The 13,535-nt window shown below is 48.3% G+C and carries 13 protein-coding genes; 7 read left to right on the top strand and 6 right to left on the bottom strand.

Features of this window, described 5'->3' with window-relative positions:
- Window positions 1–149: 149 nt before the first annotated feature.
- From P1P86_12550 to P1P86_12535, 4 genes are all read left to right on the top strand, one after another.
- Entirely contained in the window at window positions 150–1,415 is a 1,266-nt protein-coding gene (locus P1P86_12550; GenBank protein ID MDF1576009.1) for a hypothetical protein, read from the top strand.
- 7 nt (window positions 1,416–1,422) lie between these two features.
- Window positions 1,423–2,061: a uracil phosphoribosyltransferase gene (gene upp, locus P1P86_12545; GenBank protein MDF1576008.1), complete on the top strand. Its 639-nt coding sequence runs from the start codon at window positions 1,423–1,425 to the stop codon at window positions 2,059–2,061.
- A gap of 85 nt (window positions 2,062–2,146) precedes the next feature.
- The gene (ppk2, locus tag P1P86_12540) at window positions 2,147–2,977 is read left to right on the top strand and encodes a polyphosphate kinase 2 (GenBank protein ID MDF1576007.1); all 831 of its coding nucleotides are present in this window, start codon (window positions 2,147–2,149) and stop codon (window positions 2,975–2,977) included.
- A gap of 50 nt (window positions 2,978–3,027) precedes the next feature.
- Window positions 3,028–3,681 carry a DUF1080 domain-containing protein gene (locus P1P86_12535; GenBank protein MDF1576006.1) on the top strand — a complete coding sequence of 218 codons (654 nt, stop codon included), beginning with the start codon at window positions 3,028–3,030 and terminating at the stop codon, window positions 3,679–3,681.
- Between the two features lie 4 nt (window positions 3,682–3,685).
- Here the strand turns inward: P1P86_12535 and P1P86_12530 are convergent, their stop codons facing one another.
- Both P1P86_12530 and P1P86_12525 read right to left on the bottom strand, forming a co-directional pair.
- A complete protein-coding gene (locus P1P86_12530) occupies window positions 3,686–5,329 on the bottom strand; it encodes a M20/M25/M40 family metallo-hydrolase (GenBank protein ID MDF1576005.1) in 1,644 nt (547 codons plus the stop codon).
- A 58-nt stretch (window positions 5,330–5,387) separates the two neighbouring features.
- Window positions 5,388–7,574: a KamA family protein gene (locus P1P86_12525; protein MDF1576004.1), complete on the bottom strand. Its 2,187-nt coding sequence runs from the start codon at window positions 7,572–7,574 to the stop codon at window positions 5,388–5,390.
- A gap of 117 nt (window positions 7,575–7,691) precedes the next feature.
- Between P1P86_12525 and P1P86_12520 the strand changes: the two genes are divergently transcribed.
- From P1P86_12520 to P1P86_12510, 3 genes are all read left to right on the top strand, one after another.
- On the top strand, window positions 7,692–9,035 hold the full coding sequence (locus P1P86_12520) for a glucose-6-phosphate isomerase (GenBank protein ID MDF1576003.1): 1,344 nt from the start codon (window positions 7,692–7,694) through the stop codon (window positions 9,033–9,035).
- A 79-nt stretch (window positions 9,036–9,114) separates the two neighbouring features.
- Window positions 9,115–9,837 carry a DMT family transporter gene (locus P1P86_12515; protein MDF1576002.1) on the top strand — a complete coding sequence of 241 codons (723 nt, stop codon included), beginning with the start codon at window positions 9,115–9,117 and terminating at the stop codon, window positions 9,835–9,837.
- A gap of 36 nt (window positions 9,838–9,873) precedes the next feature.
- Entirely contained in the window at window positions 9,874–10,077 is a 204-nt protein-coding gene (locus P1P86_12510) for a hypothetical protein (GenBank protein ID MDF1576001.1), read from the top strand.
- Here the strand turns inward: P1P86_12510 and P1P86_12505 are convergent.
- The 4 genes from P1P86_12505 to P1P86_12490 form a co-directional block, all read right to left on the bottom strand.
- Window positions 10,070–10,498: an Hsp20/alpha crystallin family protein gene (locus P1P86_12505; GenBank protein MDF1576000.1), complete on the bottom strand. Its 429-nt coding sequence runs from the start codon at window positions 10,496–10,498 to the stop codon at window positions 10,070–10,072. The two genes, P1P86_12510 and P1P86_12505, sit on opposite strands and share 8 nt — an antisense overlap.
- A 184-nt stretch (window positions 10,499–10,682) precedes the next feature.
- Window positions 10,683–11,552, bottom strand: coding sequence for a GAF domain-containing protein (locus tag P1P86_12500; GenBank protein ID MDF1575999.1), 870 nt, complete (start codon window positions 11,550–11,552; stop codon window positions 10,683–10,685).
- Between the two features lie 322 nt (window positions 11,553–11,874).
- Window positions 11,875–13,047: a PatB family C-S lyase gene (locus P1P86_12495; GenBank protein ID MDF1575998.1), complete on the bottom strand. Its 1,173-nt coding sequence runs from the start codon at window positions 13,045–13,047 to the stop codon at window positions 11,875–11,877.
- A complete protein-coding gene (locus P1P86_12490; GenBank protein MDF1575997.1) occupies window positions 13,048–13,527 on the bottom strand; it encodes a PaaI family thioesterase in 480 nt (159 codons plus the stop codon). It lies immediately after the preceding gene.
- Window positions 13,528–13,535: the final 8 nt, after the last annotated feature.

Raw genomic sequence — 13,535 nt, 5'->3', positions numbered from 1 at the left:
TTTATTTAGGCTTACAATTTAGGAAAAAGTGCAGTGAATAAAAAATACACTTTCTTAACTATTTAATTGATCGGAAAATATAAAATCTCCTATCTTTGATAATGCCTTCATTCTATTTCAGATAACACAACAGTAATTATCTTGTTCAAATGAACCTGCTTTCCTTTAACCTGATTGCGATTTGTTCGATCCTGTACCCGGCCTGCCCCCCTTCGCATACTTCCCTGGCAGAAACCTTACAAACTGCAGAGGGCTTATTGTTCGACACCCTGGATCTTCAAATAAACGGACCCTGCTTCGATGTAGCCTTTTACCAGGATGGAATCATTTTCATTAAAACCGGAGATGAAACAGCTTACCTGACAGAGATGGACCGCCCAGATCCGGAAATCAGCCGGCCACTTTTTGCCAATAAGGAATTCTCCTGCTCCCCGGCTGCATTCTCTTTTTCCAGTGACAAGCGCAGGGGATATTACAGCAAAAGAATAGTGCTTACCGATCATCCGGCCATGGAAAAGATATATGAAATGTCCATTGTCAATAATGAAGTCTCCGAAATCCGTCAACTTCCCTTTGCCGGAGATTCATCCCGTTACCTGCACCCGGCGATCTCTTCCGACGGATCGATGATGGTCTTTTCTTCAGATCGCCTTCCCACCTGTGGTGGGCTGGACCTCTTTGTCACGCGAAAAACAGCTGAGGGCTGGTCGGAACCTCTTCATCTTGGCAGATCCATCAACTCAAGTGGTCATGAATGGTACCCCTTTCTGGATGGCCGGAATAATCTCTGGTATTCTTCCAGCGGTCATTCAGGATACGGAGGCTATGATATTTTTATCTGTCCCTATAACGGAAAAGACTGGGAGCACCCCAGGAACCTGGGCAAATCAATCAATGGTCCTCTGGACGAACTGGGAATGTCCATACATCCCCGGAACCGGGCGGCACTTTTCTCCCGGACGGAGTCGTCGGGACCTGAAGGTAAAGCCATTAGAATTTCTCTCCCGGATAGCTCATCCAATAAAGACATCTCCCTGGTTATTCAGCAAATCGCCGGGCCCGCCGTTGCCGCAGAATCCCTAATTCAGGCAGAGCCTGCATTTACCCCGGAGCCCGAAATTCTTTCAGAACCTGTGCTCGGGGTGCAAGCGGACCCCAACGGGGTGGTATTCCGGGTACAGATCATTTCCAGTTTGAATCCGGATAGCTTTCCGACCGTTCTGATTGACGGTAAGAGCTACCAGACTTTTGAATATTTTTACAAGGGTTCATACCGGATCACAGTGGGTGCATTCGACTCTGTAAAAGACGCAAATAATTTCAAAAATAAATGTTTAAGTTCAGGATTCGCCCAGGCATTTGTAGCCGCTTTCCGTGGCGATCAGAGAGAAACAGACCCCTCTGTCTTTAAATAACTGATCCATGTATCATATCGTTGATCACCCCCTTATACAGCATAAACTGACCCATATCAGAAATAAGTACACCGGCACCAAGGAGTTCCGTGAAAACCTCAATGAGATTGCCGGGCTGATGGCCTATGAGATCACCCGGGATATCCCATTACGAAAAACGGAAACAGAAACCCCGATGAAAAAATGTGTTACCAGTGTACTCTCCAGGGATATCGTGCTCATACCGGTGCTCCGCGCAGGGCTTGGAATGGTGGATGGCATCACCGGCTTGATCCCCACTGCAAAAATTGGCCACGTGGGCATGTACCGTGATCATAAGACCCTGGAACCGAAGAGCTATTATGCCAAGTTTCCCTACCGGATGAAAAAGGCAGTGGTTCTGGTCCTGGATCCCATGCTGGCAACAGGGGGAAGTGCCAGTGCCACTCTTGACATATTAAAGAGAGAAGGAGCAGGCAATTTGAAACTCGTTTGCATTGTAGGCGCTCCGGAAGGGCTTGAACGGATCTCGAAGGACCATCCCGAAGTAGAAATATTCCTGGCTGCCCTGGATGATGGACTGAATGAGTTCGGGTATATTGTTCCCGGTCTGGGAGACGCGGGCGACCGCCTGTTCGGGACCAATGATTTTCCAGGTGGAACATGAAGGCTCTGAAAAGGCTGCAGAACTGCTGAACGCGGGTGATAGTATTAGCTATTTTTGCTAAATTTACCCATACACCCTGTCCGATATGACTAAAAGCCACAAGCAGAAACAGTCCGTGGATGCTGTTCTGACTTCCCAAGCAAAGAGACTAAATAAAAAAAAATATTTCAGCGAACTGGAGCGCCTGCAGCTGGAACTGGTAAAAATGCATGAGTGGGTAAAGGCAAAGAACCTGCGGGTGGTCGTTGTTTTCGAAGGCCGCGATGCTGCCGGTAAGGGAGGAGTGATTAAGCGTATTACTCAGCGCCTGAATCCCAGAATCTGCCGGGTAGTAGCCCTGGGGGTGCCCACGGAGCGCGAAAAAACCCAATGGTACTTCCAGCGATATGTGGCCCAACTTCCAGCTGAAGGTGAAATTGTTCTTTTTGACCGCAGCTGGTACAACCGGGCCGGGGTGGAACATGTGATGGGGTTCTGTTCGGAAGAGGAGTACTGGGATTTCCTGCGTTCCTGTCCCCGTTTTGAAGAAATGCTGATACACTCCGGAATCATCCTGGTCAAATACTGGTTCTCCGTAAGCGATGAAGAGCAGGAGCACCGTTTCCGTGAACGAATCAATGATCCCCTGAAGCGCTGGAAATTCAGCCCCATGGACCTGCAGTCAAGGAGCAGATGGATAGAGTACAGTAAGGCCAAAGATGAGATGTTCTCCTACACGGACACCAAAACATCTCCCTGGTTTGTTGTCAACGCCGATGACAAGCGGCGAGCCAGGCTGAACACCATTCACCATCTGCTCACCATGATCCCCTATGAGGAGATCAGGCATAAAAAAATCAACCTCCCTCCCATCATCAAGGAGGGGTATATCAGGCCTCCGCTTTCCGATCAGACTTTTATTCCGGAGGTATTTTAAAATTTATAACTTGCGATTGCTTAAACCCATATAATCCGAAATCAACTCTTATGAAAACATTACTGAAGTCAGCCCTCTTACTGACACTCTCACTGGGGATACTATCCTGCAGCACAGAAAAGAAGATCGAGCTGTTTAACGGACAGGACCTGGACAACTGGAATATCATTGTGGATAGCGACGATGGAGAACCCGGGGATCTCTTCTTTGTGGAAGATGGCCTGTTGAATACTCTTGGGGATCCCTTTGGCTATATCCGGACCAAAGAAACCTACAGTAATTACAAACTTCACCTGGAATGGCGATGGACCGAAGAACCCTCCAACAGTGGCGTGCTGATTAATGTCCAGGGCAGGGAACTTATCTTTCCCCATTGCGTGGAAGCCCAGTTAATGCACGGCAAAGCGGGCGACATCGTACTGATGGGCAAAGGTGCTGCAATTACCGTCATGGACTCCACCTATCTTGTCACCTCTGAGGATCGCCGCTACCTGGCAATTCCCAAATTCGAGGAGAGCAGTGAAAAAGCTGCCGGCCAATGGAACAGTTACGATATCACCTCCCTGAATGGAAGCCTTGAATTATATGTGAATGGCGTTCTGCAAAATAAAGGAACCGGCATGAGCCTGACAGAGGGTAATATCGCTATACAGTCGGAAGGTGGCCCCATGCAATTCCGGAATATCTATTTGCAGCCGCTGTAAGCCTTTACCACGAAGTCATTGGATTGTCGACCTTTATGGGTCCTTTGTACTGAGCCACATTGAATCCTGTCCGGTAGCAAAACTTGGTCATTTTCAGGAATTTTTCGTAATCGATGACTTCCTCTACATCGCTTATCAAATGATAATCCCTCTGGGTTCCGGTTGAATAGAACAGTACAGGAATATCCTTCCGGGCAAAGCTAATATGGTCGCTGCGGAAGAAATAGCGATTGGGATCGGTCAGGTTATTGTACTGATAATTGCCCACCAGTCCGGCTTCTGCCAGTGTCTGCCTGTTGATCTTCATTAATACTTTACTCTGCAAGCCTCCGATAACCTTCACCGAATCGCCCCCCTGGATGGTCAGTCCTGAACGGGTGCTAAGCTCATCCTCTTTCATTTTGGTCCTGCCCACCATATCCAGATTAATCACGGCGGCAATTTTCTCACCTGGCACCAGGGGATGTTCTGCAAAATACTGTGAACCATAAAGACCAATCTCCTCGGCCGATACCCAGAGAATCCCGATTCTCCTGCCAGGTCTTTTCGTTTCCTTCAGGAAAGCTTCAGCAATCTCAAGAAGCGCTACAGTTCCCGATGCATTATCGTCGGCACCATTAAACACGGCTCCCTGGCCATCGGTTCCCACATGGTCGTAATGTGCCATATAAATCACCACCTCATCCTTCTGGACCAGATTACTCCCCTCGATCAGACCAAATACATTGAACACCTCCCGGTCACGGGTCTCCATATTTAATTCGATCTTTACCCTGGTCCCTTCCAGGTAAAATGATTGCGGGGAAAAATTCTGGTCTATCTCCATTTGCAGGTCCCCGAGATTCTTTCCTGCCTTAGCCAGAAGCTGATCGGCCACCCGGCGATGAATCATTACCATTCCCGGCCGGTTCACCGAACTGGTGCCCTCCTGCTCAACATCTTCAGTGTAAAGCACCCTTGACTTGCTGAGATACCTGGCCACTGCAGGATTCACATCTTCAATGGATTCCATTCCCGACTTGGGGTCCATCACGATCAGTACAGCCCTGGGCTGCCGGGAAAAGATATAAGGCATTTTATACTGAAAATTCTGCATCCCCGTCCATTTGCCATGATCAAACTGCGACTCCGTACCCTCTTCGTTCATTGGAGCCCGGTTCATGATCAATACCACCTTGTCCTGAATATCGATGTTCGCAAAATCATTATAGCCATGTTCCTCCGAATTGATTCCGTAACCAGCAAAGACCAGCTCTCCTTCAATTACAGTATGGTCCGCTCCGGGCGCAGGAAGGAAATAGAAAGGTTCGGTGCAGCTTACACTTACACTGTCAGCTGCGGAGATGGTGATGCTGCTGTTTTCACGATCATAAGCCCGCTCGCGGATCAGGTAGGGCTGCATGTAATCCTTATCTTTATCAAGGGGCAGGAGACCCAGCGATTCTGCCTGCACCGCCAGATAACGCGCTGCCACCTGCAGACCTGGCGAACCGGTTTCGCGTCCTTCCAGTTCATCGGAAGCCAAAAACTGCATATGCCGCTTCAGATCGTTGATGTTTATGGATTCCAGCCCAGTCTTCTGGGCCCGCAAAGGTTGAACACTAAAGATAACAAACAGGAAAGCAATGACATATCGGAATTGTTTCATCATTAGGCTAATTTGATAAAGCATGTATGATAGCAACATTTAGCTAAACCGGGTCTGCTTATAATTGCAGGTTAGTCATCTCGCCGGTGATCTGAAGAGTATACTCCGGGTACTCATATACCGGGCTACGCTGTTCGGTCTGACCCAGGGAATACCCGTATAATCCCTTATAGTCCTCCCTGTCCTCACCCAGATCCTCCAATTGACTGAGGTATTCATGGATCGATTTCGACTCGATAATAATGACCTTACCCATTTTCTCAATGATGGGACTGTGACGCCTCGTTTTATCATGATCGAATTCCAGGATTCTACGACCATAGCGTGTAATACCTATCACTCTATACGTCATGCTCTTACCTACCCCGGGAAGATTAAGTACGTTCCGGTCAGTGGCCAGAAAAGGCAAACCGGCAGATTTTCTGAGGGCCTCGATATTCTCGACCATGGTGCCGGTCTCCTCGGGAAACTTCCTGATGATATCCTCATGTTCCGGGGAAATCTTTCCTGCTGCCTTTTCTTCAAGCTGTTCCTGGACGATCCGAGCATTGGGTGTAAATCCTGAATTATTCTCCATATATCCCTTCACAGTAAACGTATAATAAGGCAGTACCCCAATATCGTTCAGCACCTTTCGCAATTTCGCGGAATGGCCCCTCCGGGAAGCTGCCGCTGTAAAAACCAGCTGATTAGTGACCGTCCAGCCGGCCGATATCAGCATCCGGACAGCTTTGCTCGATTCCGGTGTTACTTCCATTGGCGATACAAAATGGGTCTGGATCAGGAACTGCTGGATCCCGGCAGTTACAGCTTTCTCCTTAAACTCTCGGAGGATAGTCATAAGATTCTGGTTGATCCGCTGTGGCAAATATACCGGCAAGCGGGTCCCGATCCTGATTCTGACCAGCTCTGCCAGTTTCTCTCCTTCGGGAAGCGATTCATTCCGGTGGATTTTCCTGAGTGCCATGTTGTAAATCTCATCCAGAAGCAGATGAAGTGACTTATCGGAACTCATCAGTCCGTCACCCCCGGTAATCAGGATATCTCTCAGCTGCGCATCCTTCTCAAAATAGGCCATCAGTTTTTTCAGCTTGTCGCCCCACTTTTCGCCGGGCTTCAGTTTGTCCAGATCAAAATTGAGCCTTCCACCCTGAAAATCATACATCCGCTGACAGGATGAGCACAATCCTCCACAGGCCCTTCCCATGGTATCAGGTATCAGGATGGCCACCTCCGGGTAACGCCGGTGGATATTATGCCCCTCGGGAAGCAACCAGCCTGCTGCATTTGGCAAGCCGGGCTTCACCTGGTCCTCCTTCTCCCAGGCAACGATTTTCCCGAATTCTTCCACAAGCTGCTTGCTGTACAAGACATAATACCTGATTGCAAGATCTGCTCCCACAGCAAAATAGGGGACCCTGACATGCAGCAGGGAAAGGTAGTAGGGATTCACAAAGAAAGGAATCCCGGCCTTCTCGGCATCCTTCAGGATCTTCATGGTGTCAGGATCAAGCGAATGATCCAGCAGCTCATTGAGCAGGTCCGGGGAACGAATGGAAAAACGGAGGTGGAAGCGGTAATCCTGCCACCACACTTCCATCTTTTTCACCTTTCCGGACAAATCCAGGCCGGGTTCAAAGTAATACCTCTGGCTAATAATCTTTCCCCTGTCAATCTGCTCCGCCAGGATCCGGATTATCCTCTGTCTGTTTTCTTCCCGGAGTCTGACTATTCGCTGATCCAGGCCCGAGGGATAACGATCCATCCAGGTGGCTACATTTTCAGGCGAAAATACCGGTTGCTCACTTTCTCCACGAAGCTGCCTGAACAACATGATCATGTCGATGAAAAAATCGGGCTTGGCTCCACCGGTGCCTTTATGAACTGCCAGCCAGATCAACCTCAGGGGATTGCTAACTGCAAGCTCACCACGCAGATTCAGATCGGGGTATTCGATACTTGCATGATCAATGTAATCGAGTATCCGTATGATAGCATAGTCGCGCCATTCCAGATTGTCAAAGAGTTCTGTTCCTGAATGCCTGGCATGATAAAACCTGAACGCATCCTCCCGGTCCCTGAAGCTTCGTTCGATCCATTCCCGCACTCCCACAACCACTTCGGTTTCATTCTTGGAATTTCTGAGGATGCCCTCAAATTCCGGATTCTCGTCCAGAAGCTGGTAGAGCAATTTACGCGACCTGACGTTGATGGCAATTCTGTCCAGTTTTTCAATCTCTGTCATTTCATTTCATTTATCATATAAGTAACCCAAAAATCCTTCACGAATCAAATGAAGATGTAAAAAAGTTTTTTACTTACTTTTGAGCAATATTATACACTCATACAAGAAGCAAAGACCATGGAACAAATCAATCTGGATAGTTCAAGGGTTTATAAATTTATCCCGGAAAAGGAGATCAAACAGCTTTCCCCGGAAGTAATATCAGCACAACTTACTCTTTACCAGGGAAATGGAAAGGGAAATGATTACCTGGGATGGCTCCATCTTCCCTCGGAAATCAGCCAGGAGCAAATCGAAAAGATAGAACAGGCTGTCGCAGGTTTAAAGGAGAAAAGCGAAATCCTGGTGGTTGTGGGAATCGGTGGTTCCTACCTGGGGGCTCGTGCCGTTTATGATGCCCTCGCCCATAATTTTGCACATCTGAAGAAAGACCAGAAAGCTCCTCATATGCTTTTTGCCGGGCAGAACATCGGGGAGGATTATATGTATGAGTTGTTGGAACTGTTGGATGAAAAGAGCTACTCCATGGTGGTCATCTCCAAATCCGGAACCACTACCGAGCCAGCCCTGGCCTTCCGGATCCTTAAAAATCACCTGGAAAACAAGGTGGGAAAAAAGGAAGCCCGTGACCGCATTATTGCTGTAACCGACTCCGGCAAGGGAGCCCTCAGGCAACTGGCCGGTGAAGAGGGCTACCGCATCTACGTAATCCCGGATAATGTGGGGGGAAGATTTTCGGTATTTACCCCGGTGGGACTGATCCCGCTGGCCATATGCGGGGTGGACATCAGAAAATTTATTTCAGGTGCCGCGGAGATGAGCCGTCGCTGCGATCCCTCCCTGGACCTGGAAGAGAATCCTGCGGCCCTTTATGCTGCCACACGAAATGCACTCTATCGTTCCGGTAAGAAAATTGAGCTTTTGGTGAACTATCATAATAAACTCCATTATGTTTCGGAATGGTGGAAGCAACTGTACGGAGAGAGTGAAGGGAAAGAGGGGAAAGGAATTTTCCCTGCAGCTGTGGATAACTCCACCGATCTTCACTCCATGGGACAATATATCCAGGAAGGTGAAAGAAGCCTCTTCGAAACTGTGATCAGTGTGGAACATACAAATCACCAGGTAAAAATTCCCGGGGATCCTGCCAATCTGGACCAGCTTAACTATCTGGAAGGAAGGAATATCGACCATGTAAATAAAATGGCAGAGCTGGGCACTATCCTGGCTCACCTGGACGGGGGTGTTCCCAATATTCGCATCTCCATGCCGGCACTGAATGCACGGTGGCTGGGACAGCTGCTCTATTTTTTCGAAAATGCCTGCGGTATCAGCGCTTATATGCTGGGTATAAATCCATTTAATCAGCCAGGTGTGGAAGCTTATAAAAAGAACATGTTTGCCCTGCTTGAAAAACCAGGCTTCGAAAAGGAAACAGAACAGATTAAATCCAGCTTGTAAACAATTTATTCTATTTGCTGTTAAAAGACCGGGGAATCCCCCGGTTTTTTTTATTCCTGTGAAACGTCCATAATTACTTTTGAACGATATTTTCTCCAAGATCAATCCCACGGTAAAGGGCATTTCCCTGGCTTTCCTGGCAACCCTTGGCATGGCCAATGTATATGTCTTCTCCAAAGCTGCCCTGCTTGAGGTAAACTACTATCAGTTCCAGTTCTACTGGTTTGGTTTCGCCCTGATATGGATCCTTCCTTTCCTGACCATAACAGGAATGATCAGGAAAATACCCGGATTAACCAGGGCTTCCAATAGAACACTGGTCATTATCGGCTTCCTCGAACTGGGGGCTGCCAGCTTGCTCTTTCTGGCCATTCAACAGGCGGAGAATCCCACCACCATCTCCTTCCTCTCCAACCTGACCCCTATTTTTGTAACCATCCTGGGGATCCGCTTCCTGGGTGAACGATTTAACAATGTGGAGGCCATTGGAATCGTACTGACCATCGGAGGGGTGATCCTGATCACCTATACCAGGGATACAAGTATTGCCGAATTCTTTGGCTCAGGCTCCGGATGGATCCTGGTTTCTTCAGTCTTCTCATCCATCAGCATTATTACTGCCAAGAGCAGGATCAAGGATATCCATCCGGGAATTCTTACGCTGAACCGGGTTGCCTTCCTTTTCCTGTTTGCAGTGGGAGCCATGATCATCCGGAGGGAGAGTTTTATCATTTCGGGAACGGCAGCCATGAACATGGCTATTGGTTCATTGCTGGGACCTTTTATCACTGGACTTGCCTAGTATTCAGCTCTGAAATACATTGAAGCTTCACGGACCATGATTATCCAGGCAACACGAAGCCTGTTCGTGCTGGCAGGTTCACTAATCTATCTGTCCATTTTACCTGAAATGCTTCAATTGATCGGGGGACTGGTGACCATCGCGGGAGTCATCGTGATGACCTGGGGGAAGATGAAATACAAAAAATCAGGCAGGAACCCGTCCGGGTCCCTGCCTGATTTACCTCAACATCCTATTTAACAGCAATCTGCCTGGGAGCTTTTTGAATCATCTCCTCCTTTTTGGGCAGAGTCAGTTTCAGAATACCAGCCTCATGAGTGGCAGAAATCTGATCCTGGTCGACCGTTTCAGGAAGCTGGAAACTGCGTTTAAATGACTGAAAACTGAATTCTCTCCGAAGGTAATTCCTCTTCTGCTCATCCTTGCTCTCCTTGTTCTCTGAAGAGATGGTCAGTACATTATCCTCAATTTCAAGATTGAACGCTTTCCTGTCGATTCCGGGGGCAGCCAGTTCAATGGTGTATCCATGGTCGTTCTCAGATACATTAACGGCCGGCCTGCTTTCGTCACAGTTTGTTTGGTTCAAGTGCTTGAAAAAATTGTCGTTGAAAAAATCGTCCCAGTAAGCGGGAGCATAGTTTCTGTTGATTCTTGCTAACATTTTCTTTCCTCCTGTTTGTTTTGTTATTTTTTGAGTATATTATTCTGACCCGTATAGTTCAAAGCATATACCAAAGCTCAAATGATTCAGGATAATGTCATTTTGTCGCTTTCACCCAGGATTAGCATGTCATTATGTCATTATTCTCTTCGAAGGAGCTGACAATATGCTTATAGCGGGAGGATCAGGACGATCCTTTTCGAAGTTTCTCTATCGCTTCCATCAATTCTGCTTCTCTGTTCCGGGAACGCTCGACCGCTTTTTCAAGTCGCTCCATATCTTGTCTGTACACCTGTTCCTGGGAGGAAAGTGCTTCCGCCTGTTTTCTGGTCTGCTCATATAATACCTTGTTCCGCAGGCTGGCTTTAACTTTGGCCAGGGTGGTTGCCAGGGCATCGGCCAGATGCCTGACAAAATCGATCTGATGCGGCGGAAGCTCTCCCAGGGAAGCCAGCTCCATAACACCAAGCACCTGTTGATCCAGCATTACGGGGACCAGAAGGATGGATGAAGGGCTATCCTCTCCAAGTCCGGAACGAACCTTTATATAATCGGAAGGCAGCTCCGTCAGATAGATCAGCTCTTTCTCCAGGGCCGTTCTCCCCACGAGGCCCTCTCCGAACCTGAAAGGGGCATCGATCTGTCTCTGCCGGTCAAAGGCATTACTGCCTGCAAGTTCGAGATAAGGTTCTTCCTTACCCTCCTTCTCTACGGAGATAAAAAGTGCTCCCATATCAGCCTCCGTATAGTCTACCAGTTCTTTCATCAGCAGGGTGGCCAGTTCCTGGAGATCATCCTCCACTTCTCTGAACAGCGAACTGAACTTGGCCAGGCCCTGAGCTGCCCAGATGCGGTTCTCCTCTTCCCTCCGCCGGGACTCGCTCTCCTCCAAGGTTTTCATCAGGCTCTTTTTCAGCTTATTAATAGCATCCCCCAATTCGTCCTCCCCGCTTAGCTTCTCATATTGTCCGGTAAATTCGCCGGTGGCCATGGATCTTGAAAACGCAGCAATATTTTTGAGCTTGCTAACATGCTTCTCCAGGCTTCTTTCCAAATCGCCTATCTCATCCCTGTCCTGACGGCTTTGAAATCGGGTATATTTCCCCTGATCAACTGCTCTGCAAGATGATTGAGCCGACTCAGTGCTTTAATCAACCAGCATAAATGAACAAGCCCCAGGCCAATGGATACTGCCATGCCGGAAAGAGATAAGCACTGTTCCGCCAAATGACCCTTCTTACTGGCCCCCAGAAAAACCAGAAGGAAAATAAGAGCAAGTACCAAATATGGCATCAGGATTTTAAAAGTGAAAGAAAACCTGACTCTCATCTGCAAGCAATTAACGATCCCTTTTAACTTCTAAATATACAAAAAGATCAGGCCTTCTGCACTGCTGCTGCCAAACGGCCGGCTCCCTCCAAAAGGATACTTTTGGGAGTAGCCAGATTCAGACGCTGATGCTGCGATCCGCCCGGACCGAACATGGGACCATCGTTCAGACCAAGTCCGGCCTTTTGAATTATAAAATGATTCAGGCCTTGGTCGTCCAGCTGCAGAAAGGAAAAATCGAGCCAGGCCAGATAGGTCGCCTCCAGGGGAGAAATATGAAGATCCGGCAAGGCCTTCCGGAAGTAAGAAACGAAGGCTGTGTAATTATTTTCCAGGTAAGCAAGCAGCTGGTCCAGCCAGTCAGCCCCATGAGTATAGGCAGCTTCCAGCGCGACTTGTCCCAGTATATTATCCCCTCCTACATGCACCACATCCAGGATCTTTTCATACCTCTTCTTCAGCCTTGGATTAGTAACAATCATAACCGAGGTATAAAGCCCGGCCAGGTTAAATGTTTTGCTGGGGGCCATACAGGTCAGGGTCAGGTCGGCTACATCATCCCCCAGGGAGGCAAAGGGTATATGAGAATGCCCGAACAGAAGCAAATCGGAATGGATCTCATCACTGATCACAAGAACGCCATATTTAACACAAAGTCCGGCCAGCTTTTTAAGCTCAGCCATGGACCAGGCCCTTCCAACGGGATTATGCGGATTACAGAGTAAAAAGAGCTTCACCCCTTTTTTGAAAAGTTCCTCCAGATGATCCAGGTCCATTTCATACCTTCCGTCTCTTTTTACCAGCTGGTTATATACCAGCTCCCTGTCATGATTGGTAACGGCGGAAAAAAACGGGAAGTAAACAGGGGGCTGCACCACCACCCGGTCACCCGGACTGGTAAATTCCATCACACACATATTAAGAGCCGGTACGATTCCCGGGCTGAATCCAATGGCATGTGTGCTAATTTGCCAGCGATGCCTGCGCTCCAGCCATAAGGACACGCTTTGTGAAAAACTGTCCGATCGAAAGGTATAGCCCAAAACAGGATGTTCGAGCCGTTCCCTGATGGCATCGAGAATAAAATCAGCAACAGCGAAGTCCATGTCGGCCACCCAAAAGGGAAGCACATCCTTGCTGCCAAATAGTTTCTCCCTCAGATCATATTTGACACTGTTTGTGCCTGTCCGGTCGATGATGGTATCAAAATCGTATTTCATTTAATCCTGATTCAAAAAGGCGTCTCTGCCCGGGAAATGCATTTCACTAACTGCTTTTTCACGCGGAAATACAAAATAACTGGCCTGGCTCTCCGCACAGAGCACTCCCTCTCCATCATAGAGGCGCGCCTCAATTTCAGCAAGCCGCTTCTGCTGGCTAAGCAGGCTTGCCCGAAGGGTGACAACACCTTTAGAGATCAGGACCGGCTGGCGGAACCGTGAATTCAGCTGGTAGGTTACTCCGGCCGTATCGAGCATAATAAAAACCACCCAGCTGGCGATTTCATCCATCATGGTGGCCTGTATCCCTCCATGAAGAATATTGTGAAATCCTTGATAATGTTCACTTGGATCCCACCTGCACAAAAGTTCCTCCCCCTCCTTATAAAACTCCATATGAAGACCGGATGGATTGGTAGGGCTGCATCCGAAACAGCTGTACCCCGGAAATTCGGCATAGGGGTTTTTAAGTCTGATCATGTCCTTTT

The sequence above is a fragment of the Bacteroidales bacterium genome (assembly GCA_029210725.1).
Taxonomy (GTDB): Bacteria; Bacteroidota; Bacteroidia; order Bacteroidales.
Note: the sequence above shows the minus strand (reverse complement) of the source record. Positions and strands in the feature narration are given on the sequence as shown.